This is a genomic window from Chitinophaga japonensis, from assembly GCF_007830125.1.
Lineage (GTDB): Bacteria > Bacteroidota > Bacteroidia > Chitinophagales > Chitinophagaceae > Chitinophaga > Chitinophaga japonensis.
This window is the reverse complement of the sequence record NZ_VLLG01000005.1, coordinates 229909-256100: the sequence shown is the minus strand read 5'-3', so window position 1 is coordinate 256100 and position 26192 is coordinate 229909. Positions and strand designations below refer to the sequence as shown.

General features: G+C 56.0%; 13 protein-coding genes. 10 read left to right on the top strand and 3 right to left on the bottom strand.

The window, feature by feature from the left end; genetic code table 11:
- Positions 1-78 precede the first annotated feature (78 nt).
- The 8 genes from LX66_RS22355 to LX66_RS22320 all read left to right on the top strand — a co-directional run bounded on the left by LX66_RS22355 (position 79) and on the right by LX66_RS22320 (position 19749).
- Positions 79-8127, top strand: a complete 8049-nt coding sequence (locus LX66_RS22355) for a hypothetical protein (protein ID WP_145717687.1) — start codon at positions 79-81, stop codon at positions 8125-8127.
- 29 nt (positions 8128-8156) lie between these two features.
- Complete coding sequence (locus LX66_RS22350; RefSeq protein WP_158642712.1) at positions 8157-11861, top strand: DUF7507 domain-containing protein; 3705 nt, start codon at positions 8157-8159, stop codon at positions 11859-11861.
- 48 nt (positions 11862-11909) lie between these two features.
- Positions 11910-12905 (top strand): PorP/SprF family type IX secretion system membrane protein, encoded by a 996-nt coding sequence (locus LX66_RS22345; protein WP_145717685.1) that lies wholly within the window; start codon positions 11910-11912, stop codon positions 12903-12905.
- Positions 12906-12912: 7 nt separating this feature from the next.
- Entirely contained in the window at positions 12913-14721 is a 1809-nt protein-coding gene (locus LX66_RS22340) for an OmpA family protein (RefSeq protein WP_158642711.1), read from the top strand.
- A gap of 20 nt (positions 14722-14741) precedes the next feature.
- Positions 14742-15848 (top strand): aminotransferase class I/II-fold pyridoxal phosphate-dependent enzyme, encoded by a 1107-nt coding sequence (locus LX66_RS22335; RefSeq protein WP_145717683.1) that lies wholly within the window; start codon positions 14742-14744, stop codon positions 15846-15848.
- Between the two features lie 46 nt (positions 15849-15894).
- Positions 15895-18321: a penicillin acylase family protein gene (locus tag LX66_RS22330; protein ID WP_145717682.1), complete on the top strand. Its 2427-nt coding sequence runs from the start codon at positions 15895-15897 to the stop codon at positions 18319-18321.
- Between the two features lie 92 nt (positions 18322-18413).
- Entirely contained in the window at positions 18414-19250 is an 837-nt protein-coding gene (locus tag LX66_RS22325; protein ID WP_145717680.1) for an adenine nucleotide alpha hydrolase family protein, read from the top strand.
- A gap of 112 nt (positions 19251-19362) precedes the next feature.
- Positions 19363-19749, top strand: coding sequence for a hypothetical protein (locus tag LX66_RS22320; protein ID WP_145717679.1), 387 nt, complete (start codon positions 19363-19365; stop codon positions 19747-19749).
- On the opposite strand, the gene LX66_RS22315 is transcribed toward LX66_RS22320, so the two are convergent.
- Genes LX66_RS22315 through LX66_RS22305 form a run of 3 tightly spaced genes read right to left on the bottom strand, consistent with a single transcriptional unit; the run spans position 19746 to position 23205 of the window.
- On the bottom strand, positions 19746-20804 hold the full coding sequence (locus tag LX66_RS22315) for a response regulator (protein WP_145717678.1): 1059 nt from the start codon (positions 20802-20804) through the stop codon (positions 19746-19748). The genes LX66_RS22320 and LX66_RS22315 overlap by 4 nt on opposite strands.
- A gap of 5 nt (positions 20805-20809) precedes the next feature.
- Positions 20810-22402, bottom strand: a complete 1593-nt coding sequence (locus tag LX66_RS22310) for a sensor histidine kinase (RefSeq protein WP_244620487.1) — start codon at positions 22400-22402, stop codon at positions 20810-20812.
- A gap of 35 nt (positions 22403-22437) precedes the next feature.
- Positions 22438-23205 carry an LOG family protein gene (locus LX66_RS22305; RefSeq protein ID WP_145717677.1) on the bottom strand — a complete coding sequence of 256 codons (768 nt, stop codon included), beginning with the start codon at positions 23203-23205 and terminating at the stop codon, positions 22438-22440.
- Positions 23206-23344: 139 nt separating this feature from the next.
- Between LX66_RS22305 and LX66_RS22300 the strand changes: the two genes are divergently transcribed.
- Together LX66_RS22300 and ppsA are read left to right on the top strand one after the other, a co-directional pair.
- On the top strand, positions 23345-23740 hold the full coding sequence (locus LX66_RS22300) for a hypothetical protein (protein ID WP_145717676.1): 396 nt from the start codon (positions 23345-23347) through the stop codon (positions 23738-23740).
- A 10-nt stretch (positions 23741-23750) separates the two neighbouring features.
- The gene (ppsA, locus tag LX66_RS22295; RefSeq protein ID WP_145717675.1) at positions 23751-26165 is read left to right on the top strand and encodes a phosphoenolpyruvate synthase; all 2415 of its coding nucleotides are present in this window, start codon (positions 23751-23753) and stop codon (positions 26163-26165) included.
- The last annotated feature ends 27 nt before the right edge of the window (positions 26166-26192 follow it).

The window sequence follows — 26192 nt, the reverse complement described above, 5'->3', positions numbered from 1 at the left end:
TATTCATTAAGATCACCATCACCATTAAACAATAGCCTTATCGTGAAATTTCTACCTGCGAAAGGACCTGGCCATGTCATGCCATTTGTCCTGCTTCTGTTGCTGTTTATTGCCAACACCCTTTTCGCCAGTCCGGATTGCCCGATCATTTCGGCCAGGTTCCCATTGCCGAATGGCACCACCGCGGATAATAGCGCCACCGGGTGGTACCTGGATGCCTCAAATGTAGCCGGCGCCGGCTATTTCGCGGTGAAATCAAACCGGTTTCACGCCCAGGAACTGGGAGGCGAAGGTATCTGGTATTCCAGGGTATTTTCCACTGCCGGGTATACCGGGTGGCAGGTAGCGGTAAAAGTCAGCTCAGAAGGGGATATGAACAGCTCGGAGTATGTGAAGATCTACTATAAGATAGATGGCGGCAGCGAGGTTTTATTGGATCAGCGTACAGGTAATTTCGGGACTATTGACTTTATATCCCCGGTGCTGAACGGAAGCAATGTGCAGCTTGTGGTGAAGATATATAATTATAATAACGGCGGTTCCCAGACCTCCAAATACTACATCGAAGAGTATCGGGTGTTCAAGGAAAAAGGTCCCTGCTCCTCAGCCATAACGGTGACGGCTACTGCGGGAAATGGCGGCTTGCTGACCTGCACGAACCCTTCCCTGACCCTGTCCGCCAGTTCCTCCGCATCGGGTGTGAGTTATAGCTGGACTGGTCCCGGCGGGTTTACTTCCACGCAGCAAAATCCAGTGGTGAGCGTGGCAGGTACTTATACGGTAACAGGCGCCAGCAGCGCCGGTTCCGGCAGCGCTACGGTAACGGTGACGGAAAACAAAACACCGCCCGACCTGTCCGCAACAGGCGGCAGCCTGGCCTGCGGCAGCAGCGTAACCTTAGGGGCCAGTTCCGGTACAGCAGGCGTGAGCTACAACTGGACCGGTCCCAATGGATTTACTTCCACGCAGCAAAACCCGGTAGCGGGCGCTGCCGGCACCTATACCGTTACGGTAAGGAATCCCGTTAACGGCTGTACGAATTCACAATCCGTACAGGTGACTTCCGGTACAGCCGCTCCCGTGAATGTATGGGTAGAGAATTTCGCATTGTCTAATGGTACTACCAGTGACAACGGCGCTACAGCCTGGACCACGCAAAGGCCTTCCGGCAGCACTTTTGCCGTAAACAACAGCGAGTTCCGCGTGAGCGGTACCGGTACCGGCAGCGATGGGGTATGGACATCCGGCGCTGTTTCCATTGCCGGCAAAACCAATGTAAGCATATCCATTAACACCCGCAGCTCCGGTGTGGACATGAATACTTCGGGCACCTACGCGGATTATATCCGTTTCTATTACAAATTGAATGGCGGGGCCGAAGTGAAGTTCGCAGAAAGGACGGGGAACATCAATAACCACAGCACCGCCAATAGCACTGTATCCGTGGCGGGCTTAAGCGGCTCTACGGTACAGATCGTGATCCGGGCCAGGGCCACCGGCTCCGATGAGTTCTATTATTTTGACAATGTAACGGTAACGGGAGTGGAGCCGGCGGTGACGCTTACTACGGCTGTCAGCGGACCGGTAACCTGTACCAGCAATGCACAGATCACGGTAACGCCCAGCGGCACGGTATCCTCCTGGTCCTGGACCGGCCCCAACGGCTTTACATCTACCCAGCAAAACCCCGTAGTGACAGCCGGCGGACAGTACACTGTAACGGCGGCCTTACCGGGTGGATGTACGATATCCGCGCCGGTAACGGTGACGGAGAACAAAGCCGTACCGGACGTAACAGCCAGCGGCGGCGCACTGGGCTGCCTGAGCAGTGTTGCCATTAATGCCAGTTCCTCCGTTGCCGGTGCGCAATACAGTTGGACGGGGCCCAATGGGTTTACCAGCACCGCCAGGAATCCCGTGGTCAGTGCAGCAGGCACTTATACGGTTACCGTAAGGGACCCCGCCAACGGGTGTACGAATGCACAATCCGTGGAGGTAAGCGCCGGTACGTCGGCGCCGGCTGTTTTCTGGCAGGAGGATTTTACGCTTCCTAACGGCACGGCCGTTGACAATGGTGCTACTGCCTGGACGCTGGAAAGCGGCGGCGCTGGTGTAGCGTCTGTACAGAACAACGAGTTCAAGGTGTCCTACGATGCAGCGGCGGAAGCAAGATGGTATTCCGGGGTGATTGACATTTCCGGTAAGCGCAATGTTATCATATCGGCGGACCTGCGCAGTGAAACTGCTTCTTCCGATGATTATCTTGAATCGGACGACTACATCCGGGTATATTATAAACTGAACGGGGGAGCCGAAGTACTGGTATATGATGATGCGGCAGGTATTGGAAACACCACTAACAGTACCGCCGGGACCGGCATCAGTGCTGCTGCGCTGAATGGAAGTACCCTGCAGGTGATCATTAAAGCCCGGAACTCGCATAGTACGGAGCGCTATTTCTTTGACAATGTAAAACTGACCGGTACGGACCCCGGTGAATCTGTGGAGGCCCAGGCTGCTGTAACGGATTCGCTCACCTGTGCGCGTACTTCCGTCACTCTTTCCGGCGGCTCCAACATCACCGGCGCTACTTATAGCTGGACAGGTCCCGGCAGCTTTACATCCACTGCACAAAACCCGGCGGTGAGCATTGCCGGTGATTATATACTGACCGTGACCAACCCGGCTACCGGCTGTACGGGTAGGGACACCGTGACGGTCCGGCAAAATACTGCTGTGCCGGGCGCCGCCGCCGGGGTCAGCGGCCCTTTAAGCTGCGCAACCTCTGCTGTAACGCTGCAGGGCAGTTCGCCCACCACTGGCGTTACTTACAGTTGGACCGGTCCCGATGGATTTACCTCCAACGAGCAAAATCCTGTGGTCAGCCAGGCAGGTACCTATACACTTACCGTCACCAACCCGGTGAACGGCTGTTCCAGCATGCAAACCGTACCGGTGATCAATAACACCGCTACCACCACGAATCTCTGGCTGGAAGATTTTGCACTCGGCAATGGCACTACCGTGGATAACGGCGCCACGAGTTGGACTACTCAGACACCCTCCGGCAGCACCTTTGCAGTAAACAATAACGAATTCCGGATCAGCGGACAAGGCACCACCGGCGAGAGCGTATGGACATCCGGCGTGATCAATATTAGCGGGAAAACAGGTATTGGTATTACAGCGCTGGTAAGAAGCGCTATTACCGGCGGGGCGGTGATGAATGAAACCGGCACTTATGCAGATTACCTGCGTTTCTACTATAAGCTGAATGGCGGCAGCGAGGTGCTGTTTGCGGAGAAGAAGGCCGCTATCAATAATCACAGCGCTGCCCATACGTCGATATCTGTAGATGATCTGAGCGGCGCTACGTTACAGATCGTGATCCGGGCCAGGGCTACGGGCACAGACGAATTCTATTTTGTGGACAATGTGAACGTGAGGGGGGCGGGCGGAAATGTGGACGCCGTGGCTGCCGTGAGCGGCCCGCTATCCTGCAAAACAACTGCTGTAACGCTTTCCGGCAGCTCTGCTACTGCGGGCGTTACATATAACTGGACAGGTCCTGACAATTTCATATCTACGGAACAACATCCTATGGTGACTGTACCGGGTACTTACACCCTAACGGTTACCGCTTCGGGTGGCTGTACTGCCAGTGCAACGGTTACAGTGGTGCAGCATACTGCTAAACCGGGCCTGACGGTCACCCCGCCTGCAACATTGAACTGCACCACGACGGCCATTCAATTAAGCGCCGCTACCACCACTGTTGGTACCGTGCTTACCTGGACCGGTTTTGCGGCGGGGCAAAACCCGGTAAATGTGAGCGCAGCGGGCAAATATTATGTAACGGCCAGGGATACCGTGAACGGGTGTGCCAGCATGGACAGTGTAACGGTCATGCAGGATATTGCTCTTCCCGGCCTGGCAGTGGAGTCACCTGGTGTGCTTACTTGTGTAACGACTGCTGTTGAGTTAAAAGCCGCTTCTGCTACTGCCGGAGCTATCATTACATGGACGGGATTTGCGGAGGGGCGTGATGTGATCAATGTGAGTGCTCCGGGTAAATATTATGTGACGGCTACTGCGCCGAACGGGTGTAGGCAGATGGACAGCGTGATAGTAATGCAGGATATTGCTAAGCCGAACCTGACGGTGACCCAGCCGGGTGCACTTACTTGTAACGTAACAGATATTGATTTGAGCGCTGCATCTACCACCACCGGTGCCATCATTACCTGGACCGGTTTTGCAACCGGTCAAAACCCGGTAAGCATTAGTGCTCCGGGCAAGTATTATGTAACCGCTACGGCACCGAATGGGTGTACGCAACTCGATAGTGTGATGGTCACCCAGGATATTGTCAAACCAAACCTGACGGTAACACAGCTTGCAGTGTTGACCTGTACTACCACTGCAATTGATTTGAGCGCAGCATCCACCACCACCGGAGCTACCATCACCTGGACCGGTTTTGCTGCCGGTCAAAACCCGGTAAGCGTCAGTGCTCCGGGTAAGTACTATGTAACGGTGACTGCACCGAATGGGTGTACGCAACTGGACAGTGTAACAGTTACCGAGGATGTTGCTAAGCCGAATCTTACTGTAACACAACCGGAAGTATTAACCTGCACCACTACTACAGTTGACTTAACCGCAGCATCCACCATCACCGGTGCTACCATCACCTGGACCGGCTTCGCCACCGGTCAAAACCCGGTAAGCGTGAGCACTCCTGGTAAATACTATGTCACAGTTACGGCTCCGAATGGGTGTACTCAACTGGACAGTGTAACAGTTACCGAGGATGTTGCTAAGCCAAACCTGACAGTAACACAGCCTGCAGTATTAACCTGCGCCACTACCACAGTTGACTTAACCGCAGCATCTACTACTACCGGTGCCATCATCACCTGGACCGGCTTCGCCACCGGCCAAAACCCGGTAAGCGTGAGCACTCCTGGTAAATACTACGTCACAGCGACTGCACCGAATGGCTGCACACAGCAGGACAGTGTGATAGTAACGCAGGATATCGCTAAACCGAATCTTACTGTAACACAACCGGAAGTATTAACCTGCGCTACTACTACAGTTGACTTAACCGCAGCATCCACCACCACCGGTGCCATCATCACCTGGACTGGCTTCGCCACCGGTCAAAACCCGGTAAGCATTAGTGCTCCAGGCAAGTATTATGTAACCGCTACGGCTCCGAATGGGTGTACTCAACTGGACAGTGTAACAGTTACCCAGGATATTGTCAAACCAAACCTGACGGTAACACAGCCTGCAGTGTTGACCTGTACTACCACTGCAATTGATTTGACCGCAGCATCCACCACCACCGGCGTCACCATCACCTGGACCGGCTTCGCCACCGGTCAAAACCCGGTAAGCGTGAGCACTCCTGGTAAATACTATGTCACAGTTACAGCGCCGAATGGCTGTACACAGCAGGACAGTGTGATAGTAACGCAGGATATCGCTAAACCGAATCTTACTGTAACACAACCGGAAGTATTAACCTGCGCTACTACTACAATTGACTTAACCGCAGCATCCACCATCACCGGTGCTACCATCACCTGGACCGGCTTCGCCACCGGTCAAAACACAGTAAGCGTGAGCACTCCTGGTAAATACTACGTCACAGCGACTGCACCGAATGGGTGTACGCAACTGGACAGTGTAACAGTTACCGAGGATGTTGCTAAGCCGAATCTTACTGTAACACAACCGGAAGTATTAACCTGCACCACTACTACAGTTGACTTAACCGCAGCATCCACCACCACCGGTGCTACCATCACCTGGACCGGTTTTGCAACCGGTCAAAACCCGGTAAGCGTGAGCGCTCCGGGTAAATACTATGTAACAGCGATTGCGCCGAATGGGTGTACTCAACTAGACAGTGTAACAGTTGCCGAGGATGTTGCTAAGCCGAACCTGACCATTACCCAGCCTGCAGTATTAACCTGCGCCACTACCACAGTTGACTTAACCGCAGCATCCACCATCACCGGCGCCATCATCACCTGGACCGGCTTCACTGCAGGTCAAAACCCAGTAAGCGTGGGCACTCCGAGTAAATACTATGTAACGGCGACTGCGCCGAATGGGTGTATTCAACTGGACAGTGTAACAGTTACCGAGGATGTTGCTAAGCCAAACCTGACAGTAACACAGCCTGCAGTGTTAACCTGCGCTACTACTACAGTTGACTTAACCGCAGCATCCACCACCACCGGTGCCATCATCACCTGGACCGGCTTTGCTACTGGCCAAAACCCGGTAAGCGTGAGCGCTCCGGGTAAATACTATGTAACGGCTACTGCGCCAAATGGCTGTACGCAGCAGGACAGTGTGATAGTAATGCAGGATATCGCTAAACCGAATCTTACTGTAACACAACCGGAAGTATTAACCTGCGCCACTACCACAGTTGACTTAACTGCAGCATCCACAACTACCGGTGCCATCATCACCTGGACCGGCTTTGCTGTAGGTCAAAACCCCGTAAGCGTGGGCACTCCGGGTAAATACTATGTAACGGCGATTGCGCCGAATGGCTGTACGCAGCAGGACAGTGTGATAGTAACGCAGGATATCGCTAAACCGAACCTGACCATTACCCAGCCTGCAGTATTAACCTGCGCTACTACTACGGTTGATTTGGCCGCAGCATCTACCACCACTGGTGCTACCATCACCTGGACCGGTTTTGTTGCCGGCCAAAACGCTGTAAGCGTGAGCGCTCCTGGTAAATACTATGTCACAGTTACAGCGCCGAATGGCTGTACACAGCAGGACAGCGTCATTGTCACCCAGGATATCACTAAACCAAATCTTATGGTAACGCAGCCACCTGTGTTGACCTGTATTACTACTGCCGTCAACTTAACGGCTGTTTCCAATACGCCGGGTACCACCATCACCTGGACTGGCTTCACCGCCGGCCAGAACCCGGTAAGCACCGTTACAGCCGGCAAATACTATGTAACGGCCACCGGTCCTAATGGCTGCATCAGCAAAGACAGCGTGACCGTCACCCAAAACATCACACCGCCGGCAGATGTGCAGGCCTCTAACAACGGCCCGCTGACCTGTACGCGAACTACCGTAACACTCACCGGCAGCTCTACCACGCCGGGCGTAACTTACCGCTGGTCCAATGCTTCGGGCAGCTTCAGCGCCAATATCGCAGTGACCACCACTATGACGGCAGATACCTACCTGTTGACGGTGACCAATCCGGCCAATGGCTGCGCTGCCACCACCAGCACGCCTGTACAGCAGAACATTACGCCGCCTGCCAATGTACAGGCCTCCAACGATGGTCCGCTGACCTGCACCAAAACCCTGGTGACCATAACCGGGGCGTCTGCCACACCAGGTGCTACGTTCAGGTGGGAAGGACCGGAAAACTTCAGGGCCAACACGGCTACAGCCACTACAATGGTTCGCGGCACCTATACCTTGTATGTTACCAACCCGAATAATGGTTGTGTAGCGATCACCAACACGCCCGTCATGGAGAACAAAACATTACCGGCAGCCGTGATCGATCCACCTGCTGCACCACCGGCGCCATTGTCCGTAGACCTGCTCACTGCGCAAAGCGTGGCCAACGCCACCTATGCCTGGACGCTTACGTCGGCAGACAATAGCTGGGCCATCATAGACGGAAGCAGTACCGCCACCGTGATCTACCAGGCCGGTAATGCCGGCGTGTCCGGTACCTTCGCCTTGCTGGTGACCGACAGGGGCAATGGCTGCCAGAACACGGCGCAACTGACATTAACCGCCACTGCATCGGCTTTGGTGAATACAGGTAAGGCCGCTGCACAGGCGCCTGCGCTGGAATACAAAACCTATCCCAACCCGTTCACCGATAAGATGTTCATTACGTTCAGCTCCCCGCTAAGCGGAAAGGTAACGGTAGAGATCTATGGCGGCCGCCAGGGCACACTGGAGCGCGTACTGTTCAATGGACCGGTGCAGGCTAAACAGGTGTACAAACTGGTGCTGGACGGCGCGGGCCTGCCATCCGGCATGCACTTGTGCGTAATCCGGGCCAATGGCAGGATGTATACCGGTAAACTGATACTGGTGAGGTAGGTATTATGGAAGCATTTATTTGGAATCCTATGATAAATGTCAAAACCTTGTATGCAAAAAGAGGGCGTCTTGTTATCATGTTGTTGGCATTGTGTATGCTCAGCGGTAGCTGGATGCCTGTTCCGCGGATGCCGTCTCCCGGCAGGGGAGCTGTTGTTGCAGGGGAGCTGGAGATGTTTGAAGTGGTGCGGCCGGAAGAAGGCGGGCCAGATGGCGTTATCGCCTTCCGGTTGCTGAATGGAGCCGTAGCGCCCAGCGATATCAGTATTACCTATGTGGTCAATGCTACCGTGTCTGCCCCGGCGGATAACGGGGTGGATTACGCTGCTTTGCCTGGTACGATTACCCTGAGCGCCGGCGCAGCGGAAGTGCAGTTGCCCATCGTGGTCACGGACGATCTGCTGATAGAGGGGGATGAAAACCTTGAGCTGACGCTCTTGTCGGCAGTAGACCAGGTAGGCGACAATTATCTCAACCCTAACAGGACCCTTACCACCAGGGTAATAGACAATGATAACCGGATCAGCATCACAAAAGTTACGGACGGAGCGGAACTGGGAAACGGCAATGCGAGCAACGGCAGCTTCCTTATCAGCCTGCCGGGAACGCTCACTTTTAACGAGGACATCCCGGTCAGGTATACCATAGACGGGATCAGCTCTGCCACCGGCGGGCCGGGCGCCACCTACGATTATGATAATGTGATGTTGACCGGGGAGATCGTGCTGCCTGCCAATACCAACAGCATTGTGCTGCCAATCGCTGTCAATGACGACCTGCTGGTGGAGCATGATGAAACCGTGCAGATCACCGTGCAGGATAACAACCTGTCTGCCGTCACCGGTATGAAATTTACTTTTGATCCGGCGCAGGCTACCGCAGTAATGATCATCGACGATGATGATGCCCGGGTGCCGGTGAATATACTCAGCACAGTGGATGGCGCGGAGCCCGGCGGGGCCGCCGGTAACGGCAGCTTCACCATCGGCTGGCCAAACGGCCTGTCCGCTACCGGTAGCATTATTGTCCGGTTGAGCATTGCCGGTACGGCTACCGCTAATGCCGACTATACCACCATCCCGGTAACCCGGTTGTTACCGGCCGGCGCCAGCAGTGTAACCATTCCTGTTACCGTGCTGAACGACCTGCTGGTAGAAGGCGCCGAAACCGTTGTGCTTACCATTACCGGGCTAACGCCTGGTGCTGGCGTACCTCCGCTTATCATAGGTCCGAATAACACTGCCACCGTCACCATTGCGGATGATGACATCATGTCCTCGCTGCAATGGAAAAGCGCCAGCTACACAGGTACTGGCGCAGGCGGCGCGGTGACGGCCGGCGACCTTATTACCTATGCCGTGCATGTGCGAAATGCGGGTAACGTGAGCCTGGCGAACGTGCAGATCGCAGATACCATACCCGCTTACACGGAGCTGGTCAGCGCGGACGAAAACATCGTCCCGGATGCGGACGGCAAGCTGACCTGGACCATTCCCGCTATTGCGGCCGGCGCGGCGGATGTGGTGCGGAGCTTTACCGTAAGGGTGGTCAACGATCTTACCGGTGTTACCAACATCACCAATACCGCTTTTGTAGATAACGGGGATGGTACGGGCGGTCATCCTACATCCCCGCCGGGTCCCGGTGATCCGGGCAATCCCCATCCCGGGCCCGACCCGGACGACCCGTCTACAGATATCCCGGCAGACGACGGCGGCAAGCAATCCGCCAACTGGAAAAGCGCGGCCTATACGGGCACCGGCGCCAACGGAACAGTCAGGCCGGGCGATGAGATCGTTTATACCGTGCACGTGCGCAATACCGGGCATGTGCGGCTGGATAATGTTTTGATCACCGACAACCTGCCCGCCTATACGGAATTTCTGAGTGCGGACGATGGTATCGTTCCGGATGCCACCGGCCGGCTGATCTGGACCATTCCCCTGGTGCCGGTGGGCGCCGCCGATGTTACGCGCAGCTTTACCGTCCGGGTAATAAATGATCTTACCGGCGCTGCGGGCATCCTGAACACCGCCGGGATAGACAATGGCAACGGATCGGGAGAGCAACCTTCCACGCCGCCCGATCCCGGTAATCCCAACGAGCCGCATCCCGGTCCTGTCAACCCGGGCGATCCTTCCACCCATGTGCCGGTGGATACCTTTAAACGGTCCGCCGCCTGGAAAAGCGCCGCCTACGCCGGTTCCGGCGCCAGTGGCGCCGTAAGGCCGGGAGACGAGATCACCTATACCATCCATATCCGAAATACCGGTTACGTGAGTTTGCATGATGTGCGGATCATGGACAGCATCCCGGCTTATACGGAATTTATCAGCGCCGAAGAAGGCATTATACCGGATGCTGCCGGCCGGCTCACCTGGACCATCCCGGGAATACCGGTGGGCGGCCCGGACATCACCCGCAGCTTTACCGTAAGGGTGGTCAATGACCTCACCCATGCGATCCATATTATCAATACAGGCTGGGTGGATAATGGCGATGGCAGCGGCGATCATCCTACTTCGCCACCGGACCCCGCTGATCCCGGTGATCCGCATCCTAACCCGGACCCCGATGACCCGGCTACCGAAATACCGGTAGACAACGGCAAAAGCTCCGCCAACTGGAAAAGCGCCAGCTATACCGGCACCGGCGAGGGCGGCAGCGTTACCACCGGCGATGAGATCACCTATACCATGCATGTGCGGAACACGGGCAGCGTAACGCTGACCCACGTGCTGGTAACGGATAACGTACCTGACTATACGGAGTTTGTAAGCGCGGAAGAGGGTATTGCGCCGGACGGCGCCGGCCGGCTGGCCTGGACCATTCCTGCTATACCGGTGGGCGGCGCGGATGTGACCCGCAGCTATACGGTAAGGGTGGCCAGGGACCTCACCGGCGCTACCAGCATTGTCAACACTGCCGCGGTGGACAACGGCAATGGCAACGGCAGCCGTCCTACCACGCCGCCGGATCCCGGCAATCCAAATGAACCGCATCCGCATCCCGATCCCAACGATCCTTCTACCGACATACCGGTGGATACGGTGATACGCTTCGATACCTGGAAAACCGTCATTACTCAAAGCGGGGACCCGAAGGCCAAACCCGGCGAGGTGCTCACTTATACGATCCACCTGCGCAATACCGGCAATGTGGCCATCCCTTCCATCCAGGTTACAGACCCGGTGCCGGACCATACTACTTTCATCAGCGCGGCGGATGGCGGCGCTTTCAACCAGGCCGCCAATACTGTCAACTGGACCGTGAGCGACCTGGCCGTGGAATCGGTAGCTACTGTCTCCTTCCAGGTGCGGGTGGAGCAGGAACTGGACAGCGTGCCGGTGATCATCAATACCGCAACGGTAACGGATGGCAATGTGACCGTGCCCACTTCGGGCTGTGATCCCGCTCAGCCGGGCTGTAACGGGCTGCCGGGTACCTCTATTGAAACGGCGCCTGCGGAAGAAGGCTTGTTTTTTGTAAATGCCATGAGCCCCAATGGCGACGGCAGGAATGAATATTTCGTCATCCGGGGACTGGAGCGGTATCCCGGCGCCTCCCTGTATGTATTTAACCGCTGGGGCAGCATGGTATACCAGGCAAAAGATTACCGGAATGACTGGAACGGGGCCGGCCTCAGCGAAGGCACCTATTACTACCGGCTGGAGATAAAGCAAGGGAGCGGTACGAAATTATACAAGGGATGGGTGGTGATAAAACGGAATTGAGCATCCAATCATTTTTTTTGGAATTTGGGTTTTGGAATTTTAAAAGGTATGCGATCAATGATAAAATGGTACATCGTATTACTGCTGCTGACCTGCGCCAATGCACAGGCGCAGCAGAACGTGCAGTTCAGCCAGTACGCCTTTAACGGGTTAAGCGTGAACCCGGCCTATGCGGGCTATAAGGATGCCTGGTATGTGAACAGTATTTACCGGCAGCAGTGGACCGGTTTCCCCGGGGCGCCGCGCACCGCCGGCATTTCGGCCGACGGCCCGGTGCGTATGCGCAACAACGGCGCCCGGGTAGCGCTGGGAGGGCAGTTTATGGCAGACATGCAGGGGCCGCAACAGTCGTTTGCAATCTGGGGCTCTTACGCTTACCGTATCCCGCTGGATGCGGATAATACCCGCCGCCTGTGCCTGGGTATTGGCCTGGGCGTGACGCAATATCGGCTGGACGGGCAGGCCCTGCAGTACCTGGATGTGGATGATCCTGTTTTCCCGGGCGGTGGTGTGAATGCGATGGCGCCGGACGCCCGCTTCGGCATCTATTACCATACGCCCGCTTTTTTCCTGAGCCTGTCCGTGCTGGATCTTTTTTCCCGGTATACCAGCAGCCGCTATTCCTGGAAGGGATTTGACTATGGCAATATCCGTAAAACGCAGCACCTCTACCTGTCCACCGGCTGTATGCTGCCGCTGTCGGCCCACTTGCAGCTCAAACCTTCCATCATGATCAAGGATGATTTTAAAGGGCCTTCCAATATTGACCTGAACGCCATGCTGATGATAGACCGCATTATCTGGATAGGCGGCTCTTTTCGTACAGGCGTGCCCATTTGGAAGGGGCTGCCGGACAACCTGGAAACGGCGAACGCCGCCAGCGCCATCATAGAATATTACGCATCGGAAAAGCTGCGCATTGGCTATGCCTATGACCTGAACATTAATAAACTGGCCGGCACGCAGGGCGGCTCGCACGAGATCTCCATCGGGCTGCTGTTCCTGTCAAAGAAGTACAGCACGGCCAACCCACGGTATTTTTAGTATGGATATGCGAGGTTTTTACGGGATCATATTAGCAACAGTATTACATGCCGCCGGTATATGCGCGCAGGAGCAGAAAAGCCTGACGCAACTGGCGGAAGAAGCATTTATACGGCAGGAATACGCCGTAGCGGCCCGCCTGTACACCCGGCTGGTGGAACGGAAGGGAAAGCGTGCGCCCCTCCAATTGCTGGGGAGAACGGCGCAATGCTATGTAGAGATGGCGCAGTTTGCCGAAGCCGGCTACTGGTATGAGCGCATGCTCGGGCGGCCGGACTGTCCCGCGGCAATACAGGCCCTGTATGGCTGTATCCAGATGAATATAGAGGCCTATGATACGGCCAAAGCGCATCTCAGCCGCTTTAATCCTTCGGATGCGGACAGCATACGGTGGAAAAACCTGCTGCTGGCCGGCTGCGACAGCGCCCTGCAATGGATGCAGGAAACCCCTGCCATGGCCGTGGAAAATATGAAGGAGCTCAGCTCCCTGGGATCGGAGTGGGTAAGCGGCATGTCGGACGAAGGACTGCTGGTAGTATCCAACGGGTACCGGAAAATGGCGCTAAGCACCGGCGCGGAGAGGCGGCCCGCAACGGATGTTCGCGTGAACCAGCCTTTCTTCAAGGCTTACCTGTTCAAACAATACAAAAAGGGCGGGGTGGAGAACAGCATCCTGGAAGAAGTAGCGCCGGAACTGCTGGGAAACATCCCTTACCATATCGGCCCGGTATGCTTCAGCAAGGGAGAGGATACCCTTTACGTGACCCTGAATGTCTGGGAAAAAGATATGTCCGGACGGACAAAAAAGGGACCGGTGAACGGCTGGCGCCTGATGTCCGTATTCTGGTCTGTAAAACGGGACAGCGGCTGGAGCACGCCCGAACCGGTACCGGGGCTGAACCTGGCCAGCAGCTATACCGGTCATCCCGTGCTGGCGGGTGGTGGCGGCATCCTGTACTTTGTGTCTGACCGGCCGGGAGGACAAGGCAAAACAGATATCTGGTACAGCGAAAAACAGGCGGACGGCCACTGGGGCGCGCCGGTTAACTGCGGCCCGGTGATCAATACCCCTTTTGAAGAAGCGTTCCCCGTCATCAACCCGGATAGTGCGCTTTATTTTTCCAGCAGGGGGCATCCCGGCATGGGCGGCTTTGATATATTCCGCAGTACGGGCAATCGTGCGGACTGGAGCCCGCCCCGCAACCTCCGCCGTCCTTTTAACTCCGGCTCCGACGACCTGGGTTTTGTGATGCAGGACAATGGCTACGAAGGATATTTCGCCTCCAACCGGCGCGGTGGTGGCGGGGGAGATGATATTTACCACTTTATGGATACCCATATCGAAGCGCAACTGGAAGAACCTGCGCCGGCAGCGCCGTCACCGGTAGCGCGGCGGCCGGCAAGCAGCGATACGGCTACAACCGCTGCTACTCCGCCTGGTAAAACAGACAGCGCTATCGTGAACAAGCTGGAGCAGTTGCGTTTCTACTATGACTACAACAGCGCCCAACTGCTCACGGAATCCCGGGAACTGCTGGACCGGGTGGCAGTGGTACTGCTGCAATACCCGGACTGGAAGCTGATGGTGCGCTCCTATGCGGACAGCCGCGGTTCCGACAGCTACAACACAGACCTGTCTGCCATGCGCTGCTACGCCGTGATCGAATACCTGATCAAAAAAGGATTATCTCCCCGCCGCCTGTATTACGAGAACCTGGGGGAGCAGGAGCCGGTAAATCCCTGCCGCGACGGAGTGCCCTGCAGCGAGGAGCAGCACCGGGAGAACCGCCGTTCCATGCTGCGGATCATTTATTAAGGATGTCTTAGCTTTACGGCATGAACGACGACTTCCTGCTGTCATCCTTAGCGCAGCGTAAAGCGCAGCATGCCCTGCGGGAGCTGAAGCTGCCCCCGCCGCACATCACGGACTTCTGCTCCAACGATTACCTGGGCCTGGCCCGCAGTGCGGCCATGCAGGAGGCGGTGCACAGCCTGCTCATGGAAAGGCCGTACATGCACGGCAGCGCCGGCTCCCGCCTGCTGGCCGGTAACTATGCCTGGATCATGGAAGCGGAGGAAAGCCTGGCCGCTTTCCACGAGGCTCCTGCCGGCCTTATCTACAACTCCGGCTATGACGCCAACCTGGGCCTGTTCTCCTGCGTGCCGCAAAAAGGAGATACCGTAATCTATGACCAACTGATACATGCCTCCATCCGCGACGGGCTGCGGCTGAGCTATGCACAGTCCTTTTCTTTCCGCCACAACGATGTAGCGGACCTGCAGCAGAAGCTGTCCCGCGCAGGCGGCAACATTTTCGTGGCCGTAGAATCGGTATATTCCATGGACGGGGATATGGCCCCGCTGCAGGAAATAGCGGCTGTTTGTGAACAGGCCGGCGCCCGCCTGATCGTGGACGAGGCCCATGCTACCGGCATTATCGGCAGCAGGGGAGAAGGGCTGGTACAGGCGTTGGGGTTAGTGCCGGCCTGCTTTGCCCGGGTGCATACCTTTGGCAAGGCGCTGGGATGCCACGGGGCTATTGTGCTGGGCTCCGCCATCCTGCGGCAGTACCTGCTCAATTTTTCCCGTTCTTTCATATATACGACCGCGTTACCGCCTACCGCCATCGCGGCGGTAATGGCCAGCTATAGCCTGTTCCCCTACATGACGGAAGCCCGGGCCCATCTGTCGGCCCTGATCGCGCATTTCCGCAGGCATACCCGCCACCTGCAGGTGCTGCCCGGCGAAACGCCCATACAGATTGTGCTTACGCCCGGCAATGATGCCGCCCGCCGCCTGGCGGCTACCCTGCAGGCTGCCCACCTGGATGTAAGGCCTATCCTGCATCCTACGGTGCCGAAAGGGCAGGAGCGCCTGCGCGTGGTACTGCATAGTTTTAATACGTTGGAGGAAGTGGATAAATGTGTGGAAGTGCTGAGGTAATTCCTCTTTTTACCTTAACTTCATTTGCACATTCGCATATTTGCACATGATGAAATTTGCTATCTCCGCCTTTATCACCCTCGCACTGATCTTTGTACTGAACCGCCAGTGGGGCTCCATTCCGCCCCTGGGTAAATTTTTAAGCCCACAGGAAGGATTCTGGGAGAATGCCGACCCGATCGGCCGGGACTTTAATGAGACCCTGTCCCTGCCCGGTCTTAAAGGCAGGGTGGAAGTATGGCTGGATGACCGCATGGTGCCGCATATTTTTGGCGAGAAGGAAGCAGATGTATATTACGCGCAGGGCTATCTCCATGCCCGCGACCGCCTCTGGCAGATGGAGCTGCAGGTGCTGGCTTCATTGGGCCGCCTTTCCGGGATACTGGGGCCGAAGTTGCTGGAATACGACCGCCGGCAGCGCCGGATGGGTATGGGATATGCAGCCGAGATCGCGGCGGCGGAAATGGAGAAGGACAGCGCCACCAAAATCGCCGTGGAAGCCTATACCGCCGGCGTGAATGCTTATATCAGCAGCCTGTCCTACCGCGAGCTGCCCGTGGAGTACAAGCTGATGGGCTACCGCCCGGAGGCCTGGTCCGTGGTGAAATGCGGGGCGCTGCTCAAGTACATGTCCTACGATCTTACCGGCCGGGCCGATGACCTGGAGTATACCAATGCGCGCCGTATTTTCAGCGGCGCTGATTTTAACAATATGTACCCCGACCGTAATGACAGCCTGGACCCCGTGATCCCCAGGGGCACGCCTTTTGACAAGCCACTGCATAATGCGGTGCCGCCGGCCGACAGCGCCCTGCGGCAACTGGGCACGGCCCTGCACTTCCGGGAGGATAAACCGGACCCGGACAATGGCAGCAACAACTGGGCGGTAAGCGGCAGCAAAACGCGCAGCGGCGCACCCATCCTGTGCAATGATCCGCACCTGGGCCTCAGCCTGCCTTCCCTGTGGTACGAAGTGCAGTTGCATACGCCGCAGATGAATGTATACGGCGTAAGCCTGCCCGGCGCGCCCGGCGTCATCATCGGGTTCAATGATCATATAGCCTGGGGCGTTACCAATGGTTCCGAGGATGTAAAGGACTACTATGCCGTGCAGTTCCGCAACGGACGTAGTCAATACCTGTTCAACGGGGAGTACCGCAACGCCAAACTGCGGATAGAGGAGATAGAGATACACGGGCAGCAGCCTTTTTATGATACCGTGGCTTATACCGTATGGGGGCCGGTGATGTACGATAACACTTTCCATGATGATGTGCCGGGACAGCCATTCCTGGCCCTGCGCTGGAAAGCGCTGGACCCTTCCAACGAGCTGCTCACGTTCAACAAGCTCAATCATGCCCGCAGCTACGAGGATTACCTGGACGCCCTGCGCCATTTTGAATGCCCGGCCCAGAACTTCGTATTCGCTTCCAAAACAGGCGATATCGCCCTCTGGCATAATGGTAAGTTCCCGCTGCGCTGGAAGGACCAGGGGAAATGGATCATGCCGGGCAGCGACAGTACTTTTGCCTGGCAGGGATATATTCCCTGGCAGGACAACCCGCATACCAGGAACCCGGAGCGGGGTTTTGTCAGCTCCGCCAACCAGCAGCCTACGGACAGCACTTATCCTTATTATTATTTCGGGTATTATGACCTGTATCGCGGCAAGCGCATTAATGAGCAACTGGCCGCCATGGACCAGGTCACCGTGCAGGACATGAAGCAGTTGCAGAACGATAACGCCAACCTCTTTGCCCGCGCCGCCATGCCGCTGCTGAGCGCCCATCTGCCCGCGCAGTCCCTTACCCCTGCGCAGCAGCCTTATTGGCAGCTCCTGCAGCAGTGGGACCTGGCGAACAATCCTGACAGCAAGGGAGCCACGCTTTTTTTCCTGCTCTGGGAAGGGCTGAAGCATCGTATCTGGGATGATGAGCTGATGGACCGGAAGGATAGTCTGATCATGGTGTATCCGCCCGACAATGCCTCCCTGTTATGGCTGCTCCGCGACTCCGCCATGCATTTCGTGGACGACATGCATACCCCGCAAAAAGAATCCCTTTCCGACCTGGTCAGCCAGACCTTTGCCCAGGTGACAGACTCCGCGCAGCAACTGGACCGGCAGCGACGCCTGGAATGGGGCCGTTTCCGGGGCACGGATATCCGCCACCTGAGCCGCGGCCTGCCGGCCTTCAGCCATATGCACCTGTACACCGGCGGCGGCACGCATATTGTAAACGCCACCAAGGCCACACACGGGCCTTCCTGGCGCATGGTAGTACAACTGGGCGCTACTACGGAAGCCTACGGCATTTATCCCGGCGGACAAAGCGGCAACCCCGGCAGTCCCTGGTATGATAACAGTGTGGCGGACTGGGTGCAGGGCAATTACTACCTGCTCCACGTGTTTAACCCGCAGCAGCCGGATGATGCCAGCATCAAATTCAGGATGGTGCTGCAGCCGGAAGAGTAGTGACGTAAATCATCCCCCGCGCTAACAGCTATCATAGTCCCTTCTTTTTCATGTGCTTAATTTTGAGTTGTAATCGAAATCAAGCACTACTGATGAAGAAGATAATCGCCGTTTTTGATGGATTAAGGATATCGGAAAGCGCCCTGCAATACGCCACCAGGCTGGCCAAACAACAGGCCGCGCACCTGGTGGGGCTTTTCCTGGATGATTTTACCTACAACAGCTTCAGCATGTACCAGTTGCTGAAAGAGGGCGCCACGCCCAACGAGATCTATGATTTTGAAGCACGGGATAAAAGTAAGCGGGATGCCGCCGCCAGGTTGTTTGAAACCGCCTGCCGGGAAGCCGGCCTGAACTATACCATCCACCACGACCGCAACATTGCCATCCAGGAAGTATTACATGAAAGCATATACGCCGACCTGCTGATCGTGAACGTGCGGGAAACGATGACAAGGGATACCGCCCCGCCGCCTACACGTTTTATCCGCGACCTGCTGACGGATGTACAATGCCCCGTGCTGCTGGTGCCGACGGTCTACCAGGAGATATCGAAGGCGGTGTTGCTGTATGACGGGGAGCCGTCTTCCGTGCACGCCATCAAGATGTACAGCTATACGCTGGCGCCCCTGGATGAACTGCAAACGGAAGTGCTGTCCGTTAATGACCCCGGCGCCGGCCTGCACCTGGACGATAACCGGCTGATGAAGGAGTTTATGAAAAGGCATTTCCCCGCTGTCACCTACAAGGTAATGGAGGGGCAGCCGGAAGACAAGATACTCACTTACCTGCAATACCAGCCGCCGGGTACGCTGGTGGTGCTGGGCGCTTACCGGCGTGGAACGGTTTCCCGCTGGTTTCGTGCCAGTATGGCAGATGTGCTGATGAAAACATTGACATTGCCGCTGTTTATAGCGCACAATAAATAACATAGCAAGAATACACAAAGACTGACCATCGTCAGGTACATTACTGACCGTCGTCATGTTTTTTGGAGGGGAGGCGGCCTAATATTGCCGGATAAACATGGATATCACAGAAATGACAAACGGAAAACGCGCAGCACTAATTGAGGAAAGCGAGGCCTGGAGAAGGCAACTGGCGTTGCTGGAGGATGAGAACATTCACTTCAAAACCCGGCTGGCCGGTATTTTAAGACACGATTTCCGGAAAGACCAGTTGGAACAATTGGAATATTTCCAGAACAGGTTCCTTAAAATGGACGAACAATTGAGTTTGTTAAGACACGAGGTAGGGGAGCAGCTATACCTGTTGTCCCAGGCAGGTATGCACCAGAACGGCCAGTTCAAAAAAGTGCAGGACCTGCAAAAAAGGCTGGAGGTAAAGATCATTATCGTCCATGAAAACTTCAGCAAGCTAAGCACGGAGTTCAATGGCTACCTCCAGGAACATTTCCCCCTTCCTTAATAAAGGATATTGGACAATTTCTTTTCATTCAGGATCACAATAGCCCCGTCCCGGATATCGATCAGCTTTTCTTCCCGGAAATCCCCCAGCGTGCGTATCAGCGATTCAGTGGCCGTACCGGCGATCGTAGCCAGGTTGTCCCGGCTGATGTCAATGGCGAACGGCGCCTCCCTGCGCTCGTTGTACTTGTTGTGCAGGTTTACCAGCGCCTCCGCCACTTTCTTGCGCAGGGAATTATAGGCCAGTCCCAGTAGCTGCTGTTCCTTGCTGGTTACGTTGTGCGCCAGCATACGGATGAACTGCGCCGCTACCTCCTGGTGATTGTTCAGCAGCTCTTCAAAATCGTCCCGCGGAATGATGGCGATCTCGCTGGGCTCCAGGGCCTCTGCGGTTTCTTTATAGGAGGTGCCTTCCAGCAGGGCTACATATCCCAGGAAATCGCCGGTGTTATACAGTTCCACAACCAGCTCCTTGCCGTCCTCGTTCCGCTTAAAGGTCTTTACTTTCCCTTTTTGTATATAATACAGGCAGGTAGGATGATTGCCTTCCATGTAAATGGCCTGTTTCTTTTTGAACTTATCAATGTTCCTGCCTTCCGCCAGCGCCTGCAGCGATTCCTTGCCGGTAGCAGCGTGCATCAGCTTGTTCAGTCCCTGCAGGTTGGGCTGGAATTCCTGCTGGCGCAGGGAGGCTTTTTTCAGCCGGCTTTCTATGGCATGCAGCAGGTCCGTACCGCTGAAAGGTTTGGTGATGTAGTCGTCCGCCCCCATTTCCATGCCCTTCCTGAAATCGCTGCGCTCTGTTTTGGCGGTCAGGAATATAAAGGGAATGTCCTGCACTTCCTCGTTCCGCTGCAGCATGTGCAGTACCCCGTAGCCGTCCAGCACGGGCATCATGATGTCGCAGATCACGAGATCAGGCTTGTGCTCCAGTGCCAGCTCCACGCCGGTTTTGCCGTTTTCGGCGGTTAGTACTTTGTACCCGGCCAGGTCCAGTATCTCGGCGGTATTTTCCCGGATATCATCATTGTCTTCTATTAAAAGGATCGTTTTCATAATCATTACTCTGCTGCTGTGTGATTGTTATTAAAAGGGAAAGTAACTGTAAATGTAGTGCCCACGCCCAGCTCGCTCTCGCAGGAAATGCTGCCGTTCATCAGCTCACTGTATTTGCTGACGATGTGCAGCCCCAGGCCCGTGCCCTGTATGTTGCTTACGTTGGCGCCGCGGTAAAACCGTTCAAACAGGTGCTGCTGGTCTTCTTCGGACATGCCGATGCCATTGTCTGCCACCATCAGCCTGAACTGCTCTTCATCCCGGTGGGTGCGCACGTTAATGGTGCCGTCCGCAGCGGTGAACTTGATGGCGTTGCCCAGCAGGTTCATTACGATATGCCTGAGCAGGGAAGGGTCCAGCACCACTTCCGGCTGGCCGCTGTGCTGGTAGTCAATGATTTGCTGATCTTTGGAAATGCCCTGCATTTCCTGTATCACGTTGTGGACCAGCTCTTCAACCTGGAAATTGACCGGGCGCACCTGTATCTTGCCTTCCTCAATTTTGCCCACGGACAGGAAGTCGTTCAGGATGTCCGTCAGCAGGTTCACGGAAGATACAATACGCTGTATGTGCTTGCTGCGTTTGGCCTGGTCTTCTTCCGCATCGTATTGCTTTACCAGGAACGCGGAGGAAAGGATGGTGCTCAGCGGGGTGCGGAACTCGTGGGAAGCCATGGATACAAAGCGGGATTTCAGCTCGCTCAGCTCCTTTTCCCTGCCCAGCGCCACGGTAAGGTCTTCCTTGGAAGCCTCCAGCATTTCCATGGCCTTTCTTAGCTGCAGGGTGCGTTCCTCCACCATCTGCTCCAGCTCGTTGTTCAGCTTCTCGATCTTTTCTTCCGCTTTCTTGCGTTCGGTAATGTTGTTGATATAAGCGATCACAAAAGTGCCTTCCTCGTTCTGGTAGTGGCTCAGGCTTATTTCCACCGGGAATTCCGTGCCGTCCTTGCGGATGCCGTACAGGTCCAGTCCTATGCCCATCGGCCGGCTCTGGGGATGGGCGTTGTAGCGTTCCCGGTGCTGCACATGCCTGTCCCGCACCCGCTGCGGCAGCAGTTGCTCTACCGCGTGGCCTAGCAGCTCTTTGCGCTTGTAGCCGAACTGCTCCAGGGCAAAATCATTGATCATGGTGATCAGGCCCTGCCGGTTGGCCACCAGTATGCCGATGCTGGCGTAATCAAATAAAGCGCCAAAGCGCTCCAACTCCTTTTCTATCTGCTGCCGGTAATAGCTGCCGGACACAATGCCGGTGGACAAACGGAAAAAACAGTAGTGCTGCATGGCATGTTTGAACGGCAGCTTTTCATAAACGCCCCATTGCTTTTCTCCCTTTTTATTGACCCATTCCCGCTCCTCCCGGCCGCCGTTGCCAGGGGCGGCAATCGTCGCATCACAATCCCCGAGGTTGTTCTGCTGCATCAGCGCCTCCAGTTCTGCGTAGTCCGTGGTGCCCAGCATCTGCATGCCGGTTTCATTGATGTACAGCAGTTTGCCGCTGGCCAGCTCCCGCACGGCTACCAGGCCGGCGCCTCTTTCCATGGCCGCGGCAAAAATGGACAATTGAAAGTCTTTACCAAGATCGTTGATGGATATGCTCATATGGTTGTGTCAGGTATCGGTGATTGAATGCAGCGCTACTCACCCAGCAGGAGCAGTTTTCTGAATATATGCCTGCGTTTGGTACGATATTTTTCCACTGCAAACTGGCGGATGTGGGCCAGCGCTTCCTCCGTGGAGTCCGTGAACAGCATGTATTTCAGGTCCCCGGGGTCTACCATGTACTCGTTCAGCATTTTATGGAACAGCGGCATCACCGGCTCCCAGTAGCTTTTATCCATTAATACCACCGGAAAGTTAAGTATTTTATGGGTTTGTATCAAAGTAAGGGCTTCAAAGAATTCGTCCATGGTGCCGATGCCGCCCGGCATGATCACGAAGCCGTAGGCATATTTGAACATGAGCACCTTTCGTACAAAAAAGTACCGGCAGGTGAAGTACAGGTCCAGGTAAGGGTTGGGCGCTTGTTCCTTTGGCAGCCGGATATTACATCCCACAGAGCCGCCGCCGGATTCCATGGCGCCGCGGTTGGCCGCTTCCATAATACCGGGGCCGCCCCCGGTCATCACGGTAAAGCCCAACTGTGCAATGCCGGCGCCCATTTCCCGGGCCGTTTCATAATAGGGTGAGCCGGGCTTTACCCGGGCAGAACCAAATACCGCTATACAGGGCCCCGGGAAATGGAACACCCGGAAGCCGCGGATGAACTCCCATAACACCCGCAGGGAAAAATACAGCTCCCTGGCCCTGGATCGCGGGCCTTCCAGGAAGTACTGTTCCTCGCTATGCGGGAACCCGCCATTGCCGGTAACCGGCGCCTCCGTGCTTACGTTTGCTGCGCGCATAGGCTGATTATTTCAACCCAAATTGCAACAGTTTGCCGCCTCATAATATGATGATAGTCATAAAAACTGCTGATTTCCCTCATTGTTGTGCAAGCCGGCCCGGCTTAATCTTGCAGTTGTATTACCAAAACAGTCAGTCATGGAAATCTATATAAGTGAAGAAGCCATCATCGCGGAGATACAGCGTGAATTCCAGGAAGCATACCCTTACCTGAAGCTGGAGTTTTACCGGCAGCCGCACGAAATTGGCCAGGGCTCCCGGGTGGAGGAAAAGATTGCACCTGATACCCCCATAGAGGATATCCGCATGATGCACACCTTTGGCTGGGTAGACATCAGCCACCAGCGCACCGCCGCAGACCTGGAACATGATTTCAGGCACGCGTTCGGGCTCAGCGTACAGGTGCTGCGTAAATCCGGCGACCTGTGGCTGGAAACCACCAAAACCGATAACTGGACCCTGGCACAACTGAACGAAGAAGGGAAGCTGGCGGAAAGCCATATTTTCTATTACCCGGAAGAACCGGCAGAATAAATATTACCTCATGGAACCTTTTGTAAGGAAGTTTACAGATATACGCTTGTCCGATGTGGAAACAGTAGGGGGGAAGAACGCCTCCCTGGGCGAAATGATCAGCCACCTGTCCGGCGACGGCATCCGCGTGCCGGATGGTTTTGCTACCACCGCCTATGCTTTCTGGACCTACCTGGATTATAACAAGCTGTGGGAACATTTGCAGCAGTTGATGCAACAGTTGGACCGCAACGATTTTTCCAACCTGCAGGAAATTGGCGCGGCTGCCCGTAACCTGGTACTGCGGGGGGCTATTCCGCAGGTGATCACGGAAGAGATACTGGCGGCCTATCACGCACTGGGCGGTACCGTGCCGGCAGCAGTGGCCGTGCGCAGCAGCGCTACGGCGGAGGATATGCCGCAGGCCAGCTTTGCAGGGCAACACGAATCCTACCTGAACGTGACCGGCGAAGCCGCCCTGCTGGAAGCCGTGCGCCGCTGCTTTGCCTCCCTGTACACGGACCGGGCCATTAAGTACCGCGAGGATAACGGTTTTGAGCATAGCAAAGTGGCGCTTTCCGTGGGCGTGCAGCTCATGGTGCGCGCCGACCTGGCCTGCTCCGGCGTAGGCTTTACCCTGGAGCCGGAATCCGGCTTCCGGGATGTGGTGCTGCTTTCCGGCGTATGGGGGCTGGGCGAGAATATTGTGCAGGGAGCCGTGATGCCGGATGAATTTTACGTGTTCAAGCCCACGCTGCTGCAGGGCAAACAGGCGATCATACAAAAGAAACTGGGCGACAAAGCCCATACCCTGGTGTATGCAGATAATGCCAATGATAGAGAGAGCACAGTGAACAAGGCCACCCCGGCGGAAAAGCGGGAGCAATTCGTGCTGAGCGACGCCGAAGTGCTTCAACTGGCCCGCTGGGCCATGGCCATAGAAACGCATTATGAACGCCCGATGGACATAGAGTGGGCGAAGGACGGTATCAGCGGGGAGCTGTTCATCCTGCAGGCCCGCCCGGAAACCATTCACTCCCGGGAGCATGCGGATCACCAGCAGGAATATACGCTGCTGGAAAAGGGCGTGTGCCTGGTAAAAGGAGAGGCGATCGGCAACAAGGCGGCCACAGGTATTGCCCGTGTGCTGCAGTCGCCGGCGGAAGCCGGCCGCCTCCAGCCGGGAGACATCATCGTAACCCATACCACCAGCCCCGACTGGGACCCGCTGCTGAAAAAGGCCGCCGCTATTGTTACCAACACCGGCGGAAGGACCAGCCATGCCTCCATTGTGGCCAGGGAGCTGGGCGTGCCGGCCATTGTAGGCGCGCTGGGCGCCACGGAGCAGATAAAGGACGGCGCTTACATCACCGTTTCCTGCTGCGAAGGAAAAACAGGCTACGTATATGAAGGCCAACTGCCCTTTAAAGCCACCGTAATAGATCCCGGTGAGCTGGTGATGCCGGAAGGCACGGAAGCCAAGCTCATTATCAGTGATCCGGACCAGGCCTTCCGCCTGGCCATGTATCCTAACGACGGTGTGGGGCTGCTGCGCATGGAGTTCATTATTACCCATGCCATCCGCATACATCCTATGGCGTTGGTGCGCTTCGATGCACTGGAAGATGCCGCGGCCAAAGCCGAGATAGCCGCCATTACCCGCCAGTACCCCGACAAGCGCCGGTTCTTTATTGACAAGCTGTCCCAGGGCATTGGCACCATTGCCGCCGCCTTTTATCCCAGGGAAGTGATCGTAAGGTTGAGTGATTTCAAGACCAATGAATATGCGCAGTTGATCGGCGGCAAAGCTTTTGAGCCGGCGGAAGAAAATCCCATGCTGGGCTTCCGCGGCGCCTCCCGGTATTACCACCCGCTGTATAAGGACGGCTTTGCGCTGGAATGTGCGGCCATTAAAGCAGTGCGGGAAGACATGGGCCTGGGCAATGTAAAAGTGATGATTCCCTTCTGCCGTACGGTAGAAGAGGGGCGTAAAGTGCTGGACGTAATGGCTTCCTTTGGATTGCAGCAGGGAACTGATGGGCTGGAAGTATACGTGATGGCGGAGCTGCCTTCCAACGTGCTGCAGGCGGCCGCCTTCGCAAAAATATTCGACGGGTTTTCCATTGGCTCCAATGACCTGACGCAGCTTACCCTGGGCATAGACCGGGACTCTGCGCTGGTAGCAGGCATATTTAACGAGAACGATCCGGCCGCCCGCCGTATGATCGCCATGATGATAGCGGCCGCCAAAGAGGCCGGCGTGCAGGTGGGCTTGTGCGGGCAGGCGCCCAGCGACCTGCCGGACTTTGCCGCCTTCCTGGTGGAGCAGGGCATTAACAGCATTTCCTTTAACCACGATGCCCTGTTGCAGGGCATTGCCAACATACGCAGGGCAGAAGAGCGCAACAGCGCCACCGGTAACAAACCGCTGCCTGTGCTGATCTGAAAAGCATACACACCTCCTGAAACCAGA